The 17,979-nt window shown below is 52.9% G+C and carries 15 protein-coding genes; 6 read left to right on the forward strand and 9 right to left on the reverse strand.

Going from position 1 to position 17,979, the window contains the following annotated elements; translation table 11 throughout:
* Positions 1 to 14 precede the first annotated feature (14 nt).
* The gene (gene tsr / locus D9597_RS04250) at positions 15 to 1,682 is read right to left on the reverse strand and encodes a methyl-accepting chemotaxis protein (RefSeq protein ID WP_130221697.1); all 1,668 of its coding nucleotides are present in this window, start codon (positions 1,680 to 1,682) and stop codon (positions 15 to 17) included.
* Between the two features lie 181 nt (positions 1,683 to 1,863).
* Here tsr and D9597_RS04255 point away from each other — a divergent pair, with 181 nt between their 5' ends.
* Positions 1,864 to 2,727, forward strand: coding sequence for a MurR/RpiR family transcriptional regulator (locus D9597_RS04255; RefSeq protein WP_064530245.1), 864 nt, complete (start codon positions 1,864 to 1,866; stop codon positions 2,725 to 2,727).
* 9 nt (positions 2,728 to 2,736) lie between these two features.
* On the opposite strand, the gene D9597_RS04260 is transcribed toward D9597_RS04255, so the two are convergent.
* From D9597_RS04260 to D9597_RS04270, 3 genes are all read right to left on the reverse strand, one after another.
* Positions 2,737 to 4,206, reverse strand: coding sequence for a sodium:solute symporter family protein (locus tag D9597_RS04260; RefSeq protein ID WP_130216571.1), 1,470 nt, complete (start codon positions 4,204 to 4,206; stop codon positions 2,737 to 2,739).
* Between the two features lie 102 nt (positions 4,207 to 4,308).
* A complete protein-coding gene (locus D9597_RS04265; RefSeq protein ID WP_000023754.1) occupies positions 4,309 to 4,698 on the reverse strand; it encodes a RidA family protein in 390 nt (129 codons plus the stop codon).
* A gap of 9 nt (positions 4,699 to 4,707) precedes the next feature.
* On the reverse strand, positions 4,708 to 6,150 hold the full coding sequence (locus D9597_RS04270; RefSeq protein WP_130221698.1) for a D-aminoacylase: 1,443 nt from the start codon (positions 6,148 to 6,150) through the stop codon (positions 4,708 to 4,710).
* A gap of 200 nt (positions 6,151 to 6,350) precedes the next feature.
* On the opposite strand from D9597_RS04270, the gene D9597_RS04275 reads away from it, so the two are divergent.
* Positions 6,351 to 7,571, forward strand: a complete 1,221-nt coding sequence (locus tag D9597_RS04275; protein WP_130221699.1) for an amino acid deaminase — start codon at positions 6,351 to 6,353, stop codon at positions 7,569 to 7,571.
* A gap of 58 nt (positions 7,572 to 7,629) precedes the next feature.
* Here the strand turns inward: D9597_RS04275 and D9597_RS04280 are convergent, their stop codons facing one another.
* The 5 genes from D9597_RS04280 to D9597_RS04300 all read right to left on the reverse strand — a co-directional run bounded on the left by D9597_RS04280 (position 7,630) and on the right by D9597_RS04300 (position 13,789).
* A complete protein-coding gene (locus tag D9597_RS04280) occupies positions 7,630 to 8,640 on the reverse strand; it encodes an Ldh family oxidoreductase (protein WP_130221700.1) in 1,011 nt (336 codons plus the stop codon).
* Between the two features lie 11 nt (positions 8,641 to 8,651).
* Positions 8,652 to 10,253 (reverse strand): APC family permease, encoded by a 1,602-nt coding sequence (locus D9597_RS04285; protein ID WP_130221701.1) that lies wholly within the window; start codon positions 10,251 to 10,253, stop codon positions 8,652 to 8,654.
* An 11-nt stretch (positions 10,254 to 10,264) separates the two neighbouring features.
* Entirely contained in the window at positions 10,265 to 11,875 is a 1,611-nt protein-coding gene (locus D9597_RS04290) for an aldehyde dehydrogenase (NADP(+)) (RefSeq protein ID WP_130221702.1), read from the reverse strand.
* A gap of 14 nt (positions 11,876 to 11,889) precedes the next feature.
* Positions 11,890 to 12,810, reverse strand: a complete 921-nt coding sequence (locus D9597_RS04295; protein ID WP_130204736.1) for a dihydrodipicolinate synthase family protein — start codon at positions 12,808 to 12,810, stop codon at positions 11,890 to 11,892.
* A 151-nt stretch (positions 12,811 to 12,961) separates the two neighbouring features.
* Positions 12,962 to 13,789, reverse strand: a complete 828-nt coding sequence (locus tag D9597_RS04300) for an AraC family transcriptional regulator (RefSeq protein ID WP_130221703.1) — start codon at positions 13,787 to 13,789, stop codon at positions 12,962 to 12,964.
* A gap of 311 nt (positions 13,790 to 14,100) precedes the next feature.
* Between D9597_RS04300 and D9597_RS04305 the strand changes: the two genes are divergently transcribed.
* The 4 genes from D9597_RS04305 to D9597_RS04320 are packed head-to-tail and all read left to right on the forward strand — an operon-like array spanning position 14,101 to position 17,660.
* Entirely contained in the window at positions 14,101 to 15,048 is a 948-nt protein-coding gene (locus D9597_RS04305) for a 4-hydroxyproline epimerase (RefSeq protein WP_130221704.1), read from the forward strand.
* Entirely contained in the window at positions 15,045 to 16,154 is a 1,110-nt protein-coding gene (locus tag D9597_RS04310; RefSeq protein WP_130221705.1) for an FAD-dependent oxidoreductase, read from the forward strand. The genes D9597_RS04305 and D9597_RS04310 overlap by 4 nt, the downstream gene beginning before the upstream one ends.
* Positions 16,151 to 16,414, forward strand: a complete 264-nt coding sequence (locus D9597_RS04315; RefSeq protein WP_130221706.1) for a 2Fe-2S iron-sulfur cluster-binding protein — start codon at positions 16,151 to 16,153, stop codon at positions 16,412 to 16,414. Before D9597_RS04310 ends, D9597_RS04315 begins: the two co-directional genes overlap by 4 nt.
* Entirely contained in the window at positions 16,395 to 17,660 is a 1,266-nt protein-coding gene (locus D9597_RS04320) for an FAD/NAD(P)-binding oxidoreductase (protein ID WP_130221707.1), read from the forward strand. The genes D9597_RS04315 and D9597_RS04320 overlap by 20 nt, the downstream gene beginning before the upstream one ends.
* Positions 17,661 to 17,979 lie beyond the last annotated feature (319 nt).

A 17,979-nucleotide genomic window follows, 5' to 3' on the forward strand; every position in this document is an offset into this window, starting at 1 on the left:
ATTTTTCATGGCGATTAAAACGTTTCCCAGTTATCCCCGCTATCAGCGACGGCAATTTTGCGCGGCACAACAACCGGCAACGCTGCGTTTACCACTGGTAAAGCTTCATGCTGACGCTGTTGCGTTTGCTGTATACGGAACACCGCCACGGCTTCGGTCAGACGGCTGGCCTGCTCTTCCAGCGCGGCGGCAGCGGCAGCAGACTCTTCCACTAACGCGGCGTTCTGTTGCGTTACCCTATCCATTTCGACAACCGCTAAACCAACCTGATCAATGCCACGGCTTTGCTCATCAGAGGCTGAAGCGATTTCTCCCATAATGTCAGTAACGCGTGTTACGGCGCTGACAATCTCTGTCATGGTTTCCCCGGCACTTTCGACCTGCGTAGATCCGACATCCACTTTACTTACGGAGTCTTCAATCAGGCTTTTAATTTCACGGGCCGCCTGGGCGCTACGCTGCGCCAGGTTACGCACTTCCCCCGCAACTACCGCAAAACCACGCCCTTGCTCACCCGCGCGCGCCGCTTCTACCGCTGCGTTCAAAGCCAGAATGTTGGTCTGGAAGGCAATACCATCGATAACGCTGATAATATCGGCAATCTTCTGCGAACTGGTGGAGATATCGCGCATCGTCTGCACCACGTTATCCACTACCTTGCCGCCACGTTGCGCAGTTTCAGATGCACTTAACGCCAGATGACTGGCCTGACGCGCGTTCTCGGCGTTCTGTTTCACCGTTGCAGTCAGTTGCTCCATGCTGGCCGCCGTCTCTTCCAGTGAAGCCGCTTGCTGCTCAGTACGTGATGAGAGATCGTTATTACCCGTGGCAATTTCGCTGACACCGCTATAAATGGCATTAGCACCGTTACGTACATCTCCGACAGTACGCATCAGTTCACTTTGCATATGGCGTAAACTCTGAGCCAGTTGTCCTACTTCGTTAGAACCATCCACCTCAATGGGTTTTACCAAATCCCCTCCAGCAATATGACAGATGCTTTCGATCAGGCGATTCATTGGTGCTACCAGCGAGGCTTTAATACCAAACCAGACGGCCACAATGACGGCTAACACGACGATCAACACGCCCACCAGCACCCACATCGCCTGGTTGTAGGAAGCATTATTATCGCTGACGGCAATATCGTAGAGACGATCGTTTTGCTCCATATAAGCCATATACAGCTTCTCGAAACCGTCCTGATATCCCTGAGTCGGCTGCTCAAAAAACTCATTGATTTTGCCTGCACCTAACAGCTGGATCAGCTCCGCCAGCGCATTGTGGTAAATATCGTAATTACGTTTGATGTCCGCTGCTGCGGCTGTGCTCTGACGCGGGTCACGCGGCAACGCTTCGTAGTCCGCCCAGTTTTTTTCCGCTTGCTTCAGCGAAATACTGGCACTCTGCATCAGCTCGGCGACGGTTGAACCGCTGCCAATATTGTTCTGATCCATCATGTAGCGGATACCCGCGCGGTTGAGAGTGTTACGTGTCTGCAACAACGCGACCCAGCTGCCATTCAGCGTGGACTGCTGCTGACGAATGGTTTGTAAAACGGAGAAATTTTCTTTGTCATTTTTTAAGGCATTAAAGAACAAACCGCCTGATGTCAGTTGTAAAAGGCCAAAAACGGCCAAAACCAGCAATAAGCTGGTCACGATCTTAATACGTTTAAACATGGTTTCTCTTCCCTCCAGACCTGATACTCAGGTTGTCGGCCTGGTGGTAGAAAACTTTATGATCTGGAGCGGTGTTGAGCGTTTTTTTGTCGCTGCGTACTTACATTTTTTATGAGGGTCACACTCTGGAGCAATTTTTATGGTACAAAGTACCAGTTTTTACTGAATCAGTGATACTCCCATGGCTTATAGCATCGATATCATCTCCTGCATTACCGAACGGTTTATGGCGTTAACCGCCACTGAAAAGCGTATCGCACAATTTATTCTTGATGACGTCTCCGCAGCCGTGGAACTGCCAATTGCCGAGCTGGCGCGGTTAACACAAACCAGCCAGGCGTCGGTGACGCGTTTTGCCCGTGCATTGGGTTGCAAAGATGTCCGTGAACTGAAAGTCAAACTGGCGCAGTCACTGGCTATCGGGCAGCGGTTTATTCTCGATGTACCGGATCTTGACGGCGTTCAGGGGATCTACGAATCAATTATCAGCGTGCTGGAAACGCATCGTCGCTCACTGGATATGAACGCCATCAGTCAGGCGGTCAGTTGGTTAAGTCAGGCGCGGCAAATTCTTGCCTTGGGAACGGGCGGCGGTTCTACCATCTGCTCGCAGGAGATCCAGTACCGTCTGTTCCGTCTGGGATTGCCAGTGGTCAGTCAGAACGATTCACTCATGATGAGAATGATGTGCTCGGCCGTGATGCCGCAGGATGTGGTGATAGTTCTTTCACTCGGCGGCTATACGCCAGAAATCATCGAAAGTGCCGCTATCGCCCGTCAGTACGGCGCGCGAGTTATCGCCATTACGCCTGCACAAACACCACTGGCAGAACAGGTGGATCTGGTATTGCCGTTGCTGGTTCAGGAAAGTGATTACATTTTTAAGCCCACGCCTTCCCGTTACGCCATGCTCGCGATGATCGATGTGCTGGCAACAGAGCTGGCTATGGCAAATAAAGCGCAGGCGAAAGATCGCCTGCGGCGGATAAAACTGGCATTAGACAGCCACCGGGGTGGCGCTAACCGCCAGCCACTTGGCGATTAGCACTATTGGTTATGCCTCTTCAGGTTTGGTGATCACGACACTCTGGTTTTCACGCTCATTGGTGATAATAGCCAGAGCTTCTTCCCGGCTGATCTCGCTTGCTGGCGTTACCAGCGTCACCAGTACGCCAGCGACCAGGCTTCCCAGCACTGACGGAATACACGGGTTACCCCAGTAAGCCAGCCAGTCGGCATTCATCAGCACCACAATTGACATCACCATACCGCTCACTAACGCTGCCAGCGCACCCTGCCAGTTAAAGCGTAGCCAGAAGCGACCGAGAATCGAGCAGATAAACAGCCCGGACATCAGCATCGAAATCATTTTGGTAATGTAGCTGATGATATCGTTAGAGGTCAGAGCAAAGACCAATGCGAGGCCAATAACAAAGGTCAGCATCCAGCGTGAGTAAGTGATTGCCTTGTTCTCCGGCGGCATTCTGCCGGTAATCATGGTGTAGACATCGCGCATCATAATCGCCACCGCTGCGATGGCATCGGAGCTGGCAGAAGACATGGTGGCAGAAAGCCCGGCAATCAGTACCACCAGGCCAAGCAATGGCGGCAGAAAACTAGTAGCGAACAAGAAGGCATAGTTACTGTTTTCCAGATTCGGGTTCATGGTGAACGCCGCCATGCCGATAATGGCAGGCAGAATCGAGAAGAACAGATACAACACGCCAGTAATAACAAACGAACGGCGTACAGAGGGAACATCTTTACCCGAGTAAATACGCTGGCGATAAGACGGTGTGGCCAGTACACCAACGCCAATAACCAGCGCCAGCGAAAGCGCAGGCAGTACGCCCATTTTATCAATCGCAAACAGGCTCATCGCTTTTGGGTCCATCGCCTGTTCAATCGCACTCCAGCCGCCAACGTGAACAACGGCAAGAATAGCCATCAATATAAAGCCAAAGAACAAAATTAAGGCCTGAATGGTGTCTGTCCACACTACCGCCGAATAACCACCGATAATAACGTAAATCGCAAAAGCTAAGGCGATAATTAATTTTGCTACAGTAAGATCAATACCTGTTGCCCAGGCAAGATACATACTGCCACCTAAAATATGCGCGCCCAGCCAGCCAATAGAGGCAATAAATATCATCAGACCGACAATATTTTTAATTAAATGACTCCCGCCAGTATAATAAGAGAGTTCTTCACTCATGGTCATAAAACGTAATTTACGTACCGGAGCAAACAGCCACGCCACCAGCAATATACCTACGGCCCCACCGACGCCATAAAGCATTCCGGCCCAGCCATTACTGTAGCCAAAGCCCACTGCGCCCATACTGGAACCCGTGCCAACCATCGTGGCAACGGTTGAACCCAGCGTCAGAAACAGCGGCAGCGAACGCCCGCCCAGCAGAAAATCTTCTCCGCTTTTCTGATTACGAGAAACAAACCAACCAAGCCAAATCATGGCGATGGCATAAATAATAAAGCCGACTAAAAAGATATGACTGTTCATAATTCACATCCTGCCAGTAGAGAGAAAATAATGTAAGAGTTCCCGGAGTGCTGAATGTATTCAGCACTCAATTGCGGTCTGTTTTTTTAATTCTTAAATTTATTAGCGGGTCGCGTTATAACAGGTCACATCGACTTCGACTTTACAATCGACAACCAGATCAGCCACACAACAAATACGTGCAGGCGGATTCTCGCCAAAAAATTCTCTGAATACTTTATTAAATGACTGGAAATAGCGGGCGTCGGTCAGGATCACTTTCACGTGAACCACATCCGCCAGGCTATAACCGGCTTCAGTCATGATGTCGACACAGTTTTGGATCGCCAGTCGTGACTGTTCAACGATGCCGCCTTCTACCACTTCACCATTTTTCATGGGTGTTTGCCCGGAGACGTACAGCCAGCCGCCCGCCTCAACCGCCCTGGCAAACGGCAAATGCTGCCCGCCAGTGCCTGTTCCACCTTCCGTACCGTAACGTTTAATGCTCATATTCACTCCTTAATGTGAGGTCTGGCGGCGCAGGAAACGGCCCGCACGGCCTGTAATATGTTTATCGCGACCATAGCTCATAACGCCATTTACCATCACCGCCTCAATGCCATCTGCCGGGCGTTTGGGATCAGAAAAACTGGCAACATCACGAATGGTTTGCGGATCGAACAACACCAGGTCCGCAAAATAGCCGACTTTCACCAGTCCACGCTGGGGTAGACAAAAACGGCTGGCAGAAAGCCCGGTCATTTTGTGGATAGCCGTGGTCAGCGGGAATAAGCCTTCATCACGACAATAGTGACCCAGCACGCGAGGGAAAGCGCCCCATAAACGCGGATGCGGCATGGGATCATTAGGCAGGCCGTCAGAGCCAATCATACTGACCGGATAACTCAATACTCGGCGGACGTCGCGCTCGTCCATGTTGTAATAGATAGCCCCGGCAGGCATTAGCAGCTTCGCAGCCTCCAGCATACTCATCTGCCAGTCGATGGCGATTTGTGCCAGTGTTTTCCCGGCCTGCTGCGGATGTGTTTGTGACCAGGTGATCACAATATCGAATTCGTCGGTGACTTGTTTGAGATCCAGCGTTGAAGAGCTGGCCGAGTAAGGGTAGACATCGCAGCCAATTTCCTGGTGTTGACGCATTTGGTCAAAAAAAGCCAACGTTTCTTTTGTCCGCCCCCAGTTTTTCGCCCCAGCGCATTTATGGTGGGAAACCACAACAGGCACTTTGCCATGACGCCCAATACGAAACGCCTCATCCAGCGCATCCAGAATCGGTTCGAATTCAGAACGCAGATGAGTGGTATAAACGCCCTTCTCACCAGCTAATTCTTCCGCCAGCGCCATGACTTCTTCGGTAGTCGCCTGAAATGCCGTGGCATAGGCCAGTCCGGAACTTAACCCCAGCGCCCCCTGACTCAACGCCAGACGTAAGTCGGCACGCATAGCGGCAATTTCATCTGCCGTCGCCGGACGAAACAGGTCGTCCATATGATTATTACGCAGCGCCGTATGACCAATCAGTGTGCCAACGTTCAGTGACGGTCTGGCTGCTTCCACTGCCTGGGCATAGCTTTCAACGGTGGGATAAATAAAGTGCTCCGCTTCCCCCAACAGATTCATCGGGTCAGGGACTTCGCCTTTCATTTTCGCCGACGCTGCACTGATCCCGCAGTTGCCGACAATCACGGTGGTGATCCCCTGGCTGATTTTTGGCAGATATTCCGGGATACGAATAACGTTGATATCGTCATGGGTATGAACGTCGATAAACCCTGGTGCCAGCACCCGTCCTTCACCGTCAATGACCTGCTGCGCCGTAACGTTAAGCGCAGGGGCAATATCAACAATCCGATCACCTGTTATTGCCACGTCACCGCGAAATTCAGGGCCGCCGCTGCCGTCGATAACCGTCACATTTTTGAATAACCAGTCAACCTGCATGTTCGTCACTCCATTTCTGCAATGGTGACAAGTTAACCATTTACAAGGATGAAAAACAGTGGAAAACTACGCAAAACCCAGATGATTTTCTGATACTTTTATTCATAAATCATAAGATAAATAAACTAAACGTTTATATTTCATTTAGTTAAAAATGATACTCACATCCGATACGGTGAAAAACTTAAAAGGTGAATGTTATGAAATACCACTCGGAGCCGCTGGTTCCCCATAAATCTGCCCTGATGCAAATGCCCGCCAATATCCTTGCCGAAGGTGTTTGTTTACCTACCGCGATCATTAAAAAGCAGGCCCTGGAGAACAACATTATGTGGATGCAGCGTTACGCTGACGCGCGCGGCGTTTCACTGGCACCGCACGGTAAAACCACCATGACGCCGTGGATTTTTCAGGCGCAGCAGGCGGCTGGCGCCTGGGCAATAGGTGTCGGTAGCGCGTGGCAGGCTGGTGCGGCAATGGCGAGCGGTATTCAGCGAGTGCTGATGGTTAACCAGTTGGTCGGCAAGGCGAATATGCAATTGATTGCCCAGTTGCAACGGCATTACCCGACGTTCAATTTTATCTGCTGTATCGACAGCATTGAGAACGCCCGCGCTTTGTCTGCCTTTTTTGCCAGCCAGCAACAGACGCTGAACGTGATGATTGAGCTGGGTGTTCCCGGCGGGCGCTGTGGTTGCCGCTCAACGGATGCCGCACTGGCTCTGGCTAAGCAGGCAGCCCAATTACCAGGGCTACGTCTGCGGGGGCTTGAGTTATATGAAGGTGTTTTACACGGTGACGATCCACAACCGCAGGTAGAAGCTCTGCTACGGGATGCCGCACAACTGGCTTGTGATATGGCGAGTCTGGTTGATGGCGAGTTTATTCTCACCGGAGCAGGCACGGTCTGGTATGACGTGGTGTGCAATATCTGGCTGGCGGCAGAAAAACCGACTAACTGCCGAATCGTCATTCGCCCAGGCTGCTACATCACTCACGACACCGGGATCTACGACATCGCGCAACAGCAATTGATCGCCCGCGATCCTGTGGCTTGCGATCTGGCTGGCGATCTCACATCTGCACTGGAACTGGTCGCCATGGTGCAATCGGTGCCAGAGGCCGATCGTGCGGTGGTTAATTTTGGTAAGCGTGATTGCGCCTTCGACGCCGGACTGCCGCAACCAGTCGCCCACTATCGCAACGGCAAATCACTGGCATTTAATCCTGAGGCTATTCGCAGTGTCGGCATTATGGATCAGCACTGTATGTTGCAACTGTCAGCTAATAGCGACGTGCAGGTGGGGGATATTCTGGTGTTTGGTACATCGCATCCGTGCCTGACCTTCGACAAATGGAAAACGTTGTTATTGACTGATGACGACTACAACGTACTGGCAGAGCTGGATACGTTGTTTTGATAGCGCAGATGGCGGGATCCTTCCCGCCATTAAGTGTATGTATATCCTTTAGTATCTATCAGCTACTTAAGGATCGAATATCGTCATAGAGTGATTGGCTGATCTCTACACCCTGTTGCTCACTGCGCAATCGTGCCTGGTAGCGACGTTCTCCCGGCAGGCGCGCGCCCTGTGCCTGCATCTGACTAAACAGTGTTTCCGCCCTTGCCAGATGCCTCCCGGCATCCTCACCAAGAAAACGCTGCGGATCGAGTGCCAGGATCAACTCTCCACCATACGGCAAACCACCTGCACCGTTATCCCACGCAAGAGACTCAGCACTGGTCATATCGCCAATCAGTGGCCCCGCAATCAGCTCCACCATCGCTGCCAGTGCCGAACCTTTATGACCGCCGAAGGTTAACATTGCTCCGTCCAGCACAGCTTGTGGATCGGTGGTGGCATTGCCATTACTGTCGATCCCCCAACCTTCAGGAAGTGATTTCCCGGCTCGCTGATGTAACTGAATCTCACCGCGTGCCGCCGCACTGGTCGCCATATCAAAAATAAATGGCGGCTGTTTGTCGCGCGGCCAACCAAACGCGATTGGGTTAGTACCAAAAAGAGGTTTGCGCCCCCCTTTCGGCGCAACCCAGGCATGGCTTGGCGTGGTCGCCAGCGCCACCAGTCCGACTTCAGTCAGCGGTTCAACATCCGCAAATAAGGCGGAGTAGTGAACACAATGATTAATCGCCAGTGCTGCAATCCCGCACTGACGCGTTTTCTCGATCAGTAACGGTAGTGCCTGCTGATAAGCCAACAGCGAATAGCCACCTTTGGCATCGGCCTTAACGATTGCCGGCGCCTGAGATTCCACTGTCGGCAGAGCATCGGCAGAGACTTTCCCTTTTCGCAGCGTGTCAACAATCCCCAGCAGTCGCCATAAACCGTGCGAGGCACAACCGTCGCGCTCCCCGGCGGTAACGTTTTTCGCAATCACTACCGCATGTTGCTCACTAAATCCGTTACTGATGAGCGCATGATAGGCTAGTGCGTAAGCCTCTGATAATGAGAGGATTACTCTATCCATTTTCTACTCCTTTATTCTTCTTCATCCCCGTTAAAGTTCGCCCGAGGAAGACAGGTGTATGCGCCCCAGTAATAAATTCCCAACGACATCAGCGCGACAACGATAGTATCCCACGGGTGACCTATAATGCCGCTACCGCCAAAACTACCCAACCAGGAAAACAGCATAATCAGGGCATAGAAGGCAATAAGCCACAATGAAGATTTAATCTGCTGCGCCAGGCTGACATGCTGAACAGGCACTTTCGACTTACAAACCACGTAAACCACAAACATTACGATTTGTAGCCCCAGCAGCCAGGAAAGCGTTCCCCAACCAGACCAAAAAACAATCAGCGCGGAAATCATAAAAGAGAGTGGGCCGAGGACCGCAAAACCACGAACGCGGAACGGGCGCGGCATATCTGGTGCATTACGACGCAGCCCGGCAGCTGTAACTGGCGCGATGGCGTAGCTCAGTACCAGAGCCGCAGAAACCACGCTAATCAATTGCTCCCACGACGGGAACGGCAGCGTCCAGAAGATAGATAAACCAAACGTCAGCCACAGTGCCGGACGTGGAATACCTGACTCCTTATCGATATGAGTAAAGGTTTTAAAGAATGTTCCCGCCTTCGCCCAGCCATAGATCACGCGCGGTGTCGCATTCATGTAAATATTGCCAGTGCCGCTGGGAGACACAATAGCATCACATACCACCATAAATGCCAGCCAGCCCATCCCAAGGGTAATGGCGATATCACGATACGGCAGCGAATAGTGCTTACTGATCTCCGCCCAACCACCACTTAGCGATTCAGTTGGAATGCTGCCCAAAAAGGCTATCTGCAGCAGAACGTAGATGATGGTCGAGAGAATTACCGAGAGGATCAGCGCAAATGGGATGGTACGTTGCGGATTTTGCGCCTCGCTGGCAACGGAGATAATCGGTGTCAGCCCAAGGTAAGCGAAGATAATCCCACCCGCGCTAATTGCCGCTTCCACTCCTGACATACCAAATGGAGCCATACCCTGTATATGCAGATTCTCCGGTTTGAAGAAGGCAAATAACGTTATTACCACCAGCAACGGCACCAGAAACTTCAGCACACTAATAAAATTGTTCGAGCGGGCGAACGTTTTGACACTGTAGTAGTTCAGGGCAAAAAAGAAGCACAACAGTAAGAACTGCACCACCCAGCCTAACAGCGTCGGGTCACTGCTCCCCGTCTGCGTCAGCGCCGGAAACCAGGCGGCAGCATATTGCCGTGCGGCTACAATCTCAATGGAGATCAGGCTGGAGAAGGCAATTAGGGTAATAAAGCCCAGCAGATAGCCCATCAATTCGCCGTGCGAAAATACCGGGTAACGAATAATACCGCCCGCGCGGGGAAGCGCCGCCCCCAGTTCGCAGTAAATAATCCCCAGTAGCAACACCGCAAAACCGCCAATAACCCAGGAAGCAATCCCGGCTGGGCCAGCGATCGATGCGACATGGCTGGCAGCAAACAGCCAGCCAGAACCAAAAATCGCCCCCAGACCAATAAAGGTCAAGTCGGTGAGCGTTAACTGCTTTTTAAACTTCCCCGACTCAACAACGACGGTTTGCGTGCTTTGGGTAGAAGGAATTGTCATAGTGATGCCCTTCAATGAGTCAACAAGGAGGAAATGGCTTCCCGGGTCCACTGGCCGTTAACCAGGCGCAGCAGGTTTAATGGATTACTGTCCTGCAACGCAGGCGGTAATAGCGCAGCGGGTGCATTTTGCAGGCATACCGGGCGCAGAAAACGAGTAATGGACAGCGTACCTACGGACGTGCCGCGCGCGTCGGTGGTTGCCGGGAACGGACCACCGTGTACCATGGCATCGCAAACCTCGACGCCGGTGGGATAGCCATTGAACAATACGCGTCCGGCTTTATCAGCCAACAACGGCAATAAACGACCAGCCAGTTGCCGGTCATCCTCATCCGCCTGAAGTGTGGCAGTAAGTTGCCCTTGCAGAGCGTTAATCACCTGCAACAACTCCCCTTCATCAGCGGCTTCAACCACAATCGCGAGCGGCCCGAACACTTCCTCCTCCAACAGAGGATCTTTTTCAAGTACGCTTGCCACCTGAGCCTGATAGAGACGAGCTTCTGCACGTCCGGTCTGATGATTATCATCCCCCGCCAAACACTGAATTGTCGGATGTCCTGCCAGTTTCTCTACGCTGTGGCGATAGTGCTCAAGCGTGGAGGCATTTAGCATGAGTTGCGGTGAAGCGGCATTCACTTTCTCAACCAGTTGCTGCAAAAAGTCCGCGTTGTTCTCCCCCTTCAGCAACACAATCAGGCCTGGTTTAGTGCAGAACTGTCCACATCCCAGCGTGAACGACGCGACTAAATCGCGGGCCAGCGTATCGGCACGTACTGATAGCGCCTGCGGCAGAATGAAAAAGGGATTGAGAGCCGACATTTCGGCAAAAACCGGTATCGGCTGTGGACGCTGTTGGGCCAAACGAAAGAGTGCCATGCCACCACGTAATGAGCCGGTAAAACCCACCGCCTGAATTGCGGGATGTTTCACCAGTTCAGCACCGATATCAGTACCAAAAATCATATTGAATACGCCTGCGGGCATGGCGCACTTAGCCACGGCACGAGCGATCGCTGATGCGATAATTTCTGCCGTTGCCATATGCCCAGGATGCGCTTTTACGACTACCGGGCATCCTGCAGCCAGTGCCGCTGCTGTATCACCACCGGCGGTAGAAAAAGCGAGTGGAAAGTTGCTGGCACCAAATACCGCCACCGGCCCGAGAGCCGTTTTATACTGGCGCAAATCCGGTCGAGGTAAAGGCTGACGCTCCGGCAACGCAGTATCAATTCTTACCTCAAACAGATCGCCCCGACGTAATAACCCGGCAAACATGCGCATCTGCCCGCTGGTTCTTGCCCGCTCTCCCTGTAAACGCGCCAGGGGTAACGCTGTCTCCTGATGTGCCGTAGCGAACAGTTCGTCGCCTGCCGCATCAAGTTCATCGGCGATGGTTTCTAAAAAATCGGCACGTTGCCCGGCACTGGTCTGTGAATAGCGCACAAAAGCCTGCTGCGCCGCAATAGCCGCCTGCGCGGCCTCCTCCTCGGAGGCCGGGTAAAAACGTTGCCCGGTAGGTTCGCCATCCTGCGCTCGCAGGCTGACCAGCGACGGTTCACCGCTGGCAACACGTTGCCCGGCGATAAACTGTTGCCCGGTGAAAGGGAAAGTTTCAGTCATAGTCTCTCCCCACCTCAAAGGCCCACGTCCGGCAGCGCAGGGCGAGTCGCCAGCGCTTTCTCAACTATCGCCACAACCTGGGCACGCGTTTCACCTTCCAGCGCCAGACGCGGCGGGCGAGTAACCTCACTGCCACGCCCCAACAGGGCTTCGCACAGCTTGATACACTGCACCAGGTCAGGACGCGCATCGAGATGCAGCAGCGGCATAAACCAGCGATAGAGCGCCATAGCCTCGTCAAAACGCTGTTGTTTTGCCAAACGGAACAACGTCTCACCTTCGCGTGGGAAGGCGTTTGACATCCCGGAAATCCAGCCTTCAGCGCCCACCGCAATGCTCTCAACCACGACATCATCCAGCCCTGCAAACAGCACAAAGCGATCTCCTACCGCATTGCGAAGATCGATAAAGCGACGAGTATCACCAGAGGAATCTTTAAAGCAGACAATATTTTCGCAATCAGCGAGTGTTTCCAGGATATCAGGGGTGACATCGTTTTTATAAATCGGTGGGTTGTTATAGACCATGATCGGCAGGTCGGTCGCCATTGCCACACTGCGGAAGTGCGCTGCAGTTTCATGAGGCTTAGACGAGTAAACCAAAGCAGGCATCACCATAACGCCATCAACACCGACCTTCTCGGCCTCTTTTGCCATCGTCCGGGCAAAGGCGGTGGTGAACTCAGCAACCCCGGCAATCACCGGAATTTTTCCGCCAGCAGCATCTTTCGCGACTTCGATGATTTGCAGTTTTTCCTGAGTGGTAAGTGACGTGTTTTCTCCTACGCTACCGCACACTACCAGGCCAGAAACCCCGTCTTTAACCAGGTTTTTCATCACCGCATGGGTGGCATCCAAATCAAGTGAGTAATCACTACGGAACTGAGTGCTAACCGCCGGAAAAACGCCACTCCAGTTAATCGCTTTATTGCTCATCTTTGGTTTCCTTATTGTCAACCTGTTGCGTTAATGTGAATTAAAAGTGAATTCTCATTAACAGATTGACCTCTCCTTGCGCTGGCGGCTTGTCGATTTTCTTTCCCCAGGATGACGAAATTAGCACAATGCCCGGTTGCGATTTGTCGTGCTACCCGACCAACGTCATCCGAAAATCACGCGGTGTTGAGCCTGTCATCGCCTTAAATTGACGGCTGAACGCACTGTGGTCGGTATAACCGCACTGCAAAGCGATATCGGTAATCGGCGTAGTTCCGGCAAGCAACTCAGTGGCCTTTTCCAGTCGAACTTTGTGGATCATCTGGCGAGGAGTCAGGTGAAAAATCCGCTTACAGTAGCGTTCAATTTGCGCCACAGACATTCCGCTCATTTCAGTCAACTCTTCCATAGAGATCGCGCGGTGGTAGTGATTGCGAATGTGCTCATCGATGATCGCCAGACGTTGCCAGGCAGGATGACGCGCATGTGCTTCCTGGAGATCATGTGAGATCCCCGCCATTCCAATCACACGCCCCTGCATATCGCGCAGTGCCAGTTTCTGCGTCAGGCACCAGCCGCGTTCGCGCCCGTTATAGAGATGCATCTCCAGTTGATCACGTAACGCAACCCCTTCGCGTAGCACACGCAGATCCTGTTCGGTATATCCTCGTCCCAGCGCAGAAGGGAAAACATCTGCCGATGTCTTCCCCAGTAGCGATGTCACGTTTTTAAACCCGCAGCGTCGCGCCAACGTCATATTGACTAACAGATAACGGGCCTGCACATCCTTAATAAAAAACACCACATTAGGAATGGCGTTAAGAAGTGGCGCAATCAGCGCCAGTGCATTTAACAATGCCTGGATATTTTGTGGACGCTGCCGCGCCAGCCCCTCGCAAATTTGACTAAGTTCATCAACGGCCAGCGCAGTTTCTTCACAAGGGGAAAACTCAATAGTCTGATGACATATGCTGGACATAGCTGTTCCTCATAGCGATTGAGGATGAATGTTTATTAACCTTTAGTTAACATGACAAGTACTGAAAGCGCATTTTGCGATCCTTCCGTGTATTTCCACTTTCCGTTGCTCTCACTACTGACGAACGCTTGTTCTTGGTCTAACACATCACTAACAAGATGATTAATATTAAAAAAGTATGACCACTCCTGGTGTCGCGAAATAATTCACTGTGCTGATTTCGTCATTTCCCTTGCAGAAACCCTTCAAGCGATAAAGTTGCAATTACGCCAGCATTTAGAAACATTTCTTTAACCACATGGAGCCAGAGCATGCATGTTCCTCACCAAATCACTGAACTCAGGGCTATCGACTCCCATACCGGAGGCGAGCCGACCCGGTTGATTATTGATGGCTTTCCCGATCTCGGTAGTGGCAGCATGGCCGAACGGCGCGAACGTTTTGCCCGGGAATTTGACAGTTGGCGCAAAGCCATAATTCTTGAGCCACGCGGCAACGACGTGCTGGTCGGCGCGCTACTGTGTGAGCCGGTTTCCCCTCATGCCACGGCGGGTGTCATCTTTTTCAATAATGCCGGATACCTGAATATGTGTGGGCACGGCACTATCGGGCTTGTTGCTTCACTGGCCTGGTTAGGTCGTATTAAACCAGGCATTCATCGCATTGAAACCCCTGTTGGAGATGTAAACGCCACATTGCATGACGATGGCAGTGTGTCAGTTGAAAACGTTCCGGCCTGGCGCTGGCAAAAGCAGGTAAGTGTGGAAACGGCGGTGGGTACAGTTACAGGTGATATCGCCTGGGGTGGCAACTGGTTTTTTCTTATTAATGATCATCCATTTGATATTGTGCCGGAACAAATCCCGCAGTTAACTGAATACGCCTGGGCGGTACGGGAAGGACTCGATAATGCGGGGATCGTCGGTGAAAATGGTGGCATTATCGATCATATCGAACTTTTTGCCGATGACGATCAGGCGGATAGCCGTAGCTTCGTCCTTTGCCCAGGCAAAGCGTGGGATCGTTCTCCCTGTGGCACAGGTACCAGCGCCAAGTTGGCCTGTCTGGCAGAGGACGGAAAACTCGCCCCCGGCGATATCTGGCGCCAGGCCAGTATTATTGGTAGCCAGTTTACGGCTCACTATACCCGCCATGGCGAGAAGATTATCCCCACCATTCGTGGAGAAGCCTGGGTATGCGGCGACAATCGCCTGCTCCTTAATCCGGACGATCCCTTCTGCTGGGGGATTAGCCTGTGAACAGCACGGAGGTCATTGTCATCGGCGCAGGCATCATCGGGGCCGCCTGCGCATGGCAACTGGCAAAACGTGGGGTGAGAGTCACGTTAATTGACGACGGCCGAGCCGGAGCTACAGCTGCAGGAATGGGGCATCTGGTCTGTATGGATGATGATCCCGCAGAACTGACGCTCTCTACCTGGTCGCTGGAACTGTGGCACACGTTGACGCCTCAGTTACCGGAAAGCTGTGCCTGGCGCGGCTGTGGCACATTGTGGCTGGCGGAAACACCAGAAGAACTGGAAATTGCCCGAGAGAAGCAGCGACGTCTGGCATCGCAGAAAGTAAACAGCGAAATGCAAAGCGCCGCACAATTGGCCGAGCGAGAAGTTATGCTACGCCCGGGGTTATCCGGCGGGTTATGGGTGCCGGGCGATGGCATCGTCTATGCCCCAAACGTTGCCCGTTGGTTTATTGCCAATGCGGGCGATAAGCTGACACATCTGGTTGATCCCGCCATTCGTCTGGAAGAACCAACAGTGACATTACAGAGCGGTCGCCAGGTACGCGCCGACGCGATCGTCATCGCCAGTGGTCTGGGAGCCAATACGTTACTGGGGGAGCCATGGCTGCGCGCGAAGAAAGGCCAACTGGCGATTACTGATCGCTATGGTCCACTGGTCAATCACCAACTGGTTGAACTTGGCTACGGCGCCAGTGCTCACGGCGGCGGCACGTCAGTGGCCTTTAATGTGCAGCCTCGTCCCACCGGCCAACTGCTGATTGGCTCTTCGCGTCAGTTCGATAACCAGGATCGCGAACTGGACCTTCCACTCCTGGCCGCGATGCTGTCCAGAGCGCAACACTTTCTGCCGTCTCTGGCAACGCTCAATATTATTCGTTGCTGGAGCGGTTTTCGCGCCGCCTCGCAGGATGGTAATCCCCTTCTCGGCCCGCATCCTTCCCGTGCTGGCGTCTGGCTGGCTCTTGGTCATGAAGGGCTTGGCGTGACCACTGCCCCCGCCAGCGCGTCGCTGTTAGCCGCACAGTTGCTGGGTGAACGTAGCCTCGTATCTCCTGCCCCCTGGCTACCCGCCAGACTTATCTCCCTGGAAGCCAGCGCATGAGTGGCACTATTCGAATTTTTATTGCCGGACAGCCCTGGTTTGTCCCGACGGGTATTAGCGTAGCGGTGGCACTGGCCTTAACCGATAACCCCATTACGCGCCTTTCGGTGAGCGGGCAACCACGTACACCCTTCTGCGGCATGGGCGTTTGCCAGGAGTGTCGGGTGAGCGTTAATGGTCGTCGGGTACCAGGTTGTCAGACCCTTTGCCAGCCAGACATGCAGATTGAAAGGAGCGGATATGCAGACCTTACAGTGTGACATTTTAATTCTCGGTGCAGGCCCGGCGGGGCTATCAGCTGCTCTGGCCGCAGCAAAGTGCGATAAGCAGGTCATCATCCTTGATGATAATCCGCTTCCTGGCGGTCAAATCTGGCGCGATGGCCCACAAAGTCAGCTTCCTCCACTGGCCCGCCATTACCGTGATGCCGTTGCCAACGAATCGCGGATTCGTGTGCTCAACGGAGCGAGGTTAATCGCCCGCCGCAGCGAAAATTGTGTACTGTTCGAAACCGCAGAAGACTACGGCACAGTAAGCTGGAATAAGCTGATTCTCTGCTGCGGTGCACGTGAACTTGCATTACCGTTTCCAGGCTGGACGCTGCCCGGTGTCAGTGGCGCGGGTGGGTTACAGGCACAAGTGAAACAGGGGCTGCACATGGCAAATCAAAAAGTGGTTATTGCCGGAAGCGGGCCACTATTACTGGCCGTTGCTGACACCGTTCGCCGTGCCGGAGGCGAAGTGGTGGCGATTGTGGAACAAGCCCCACGCGCAGCGCTATTGCGCTTTGGCCTCGGGCTATGGCGTTGGCCGGGTAAGCTGCGCCAACTGGCGACACTATTTCCTCGTCGTTATCTCAGTGCAAGCCAGGTTATCGCTGCTCACGGCGACGCCACATTGCGTGCTGTCACCCTCCGACACAATGGTAGGGAAATCACACTGCCATGCGACAAATTGGCTATTGGCTATGGTCTGGTGCCTAATCTTGAACCTGGGTTGTTCTTCAGTTGTGCCATCAGCAATGATGCCGTGCAGGTGGATGAACTGCAGCGAACCTCGGTTAAAAACATCTATGCAGCCGGTGAATGTACTGGATTTGGTGGCAGTGAACTGGCGCTGATAGAAGGTGAGATAGCCGGACTTTGTGCGGCCGATCGCGCCCATGAAACCAGGTTTCTGCAACAAAAACGTGCCGGGTGGCAGCGCTTCGCCCTTGCACTTCATAAAACCTTTGCCCTGCCCGAAAGTCTCAAGCGCGTTGCGACACCAGAAACGCTGCTTTGCCGCTGCGAAGACATTCGCTGTAGCGATGTAGAGCAAGCACAAAGCTGGCTGCAGGCCAAATTAACGACCCGCTGCGGCATGGGAGCCTGTCAGGGGAGAACCTGCGCCGCTACCGCTCGATGGTTATACGGCTGGCCATTACCGCAACCGCGAGAACCCCTTTCCCCCTCTCGCAGCGAAACGTTAATTGCCCTGGCGCACCAGCCACCTTCACCACATTAAATCCCTGATAAGGATTTGACGTTAATGGCTTATCCGGTCTGGTAAATCTTACAAATTCAATACATTGCAGAATCTATCCAGGCCAGATAAGCGTGGCGCATCTGGCAATTATTGAGGCGCAAACGAGAAATCTATCCTGGCAAAAAAATTCGTGATCTCAATCACATATTAGCCTAATGAATAATTCTTGCCCAACCGCTCACCGCCATTCCTGACCGCTTACGTCCCTAATATAACCACTCAGTTATTTACCTTACTTTACGCGCGCGTAACTCTGGCAACATCACTGCAGGATAGCGGTCAATTTACCTCCTCAAAC

It is taken from the genome of Escherichia sp. E13S3 (genome assembly GCF_004212325.1).
GTDB lineage: Bacteria > Pseudomonadota > Gammaproteobacteria > Enterobacterales > Enterobacteriaceae > Escherichia.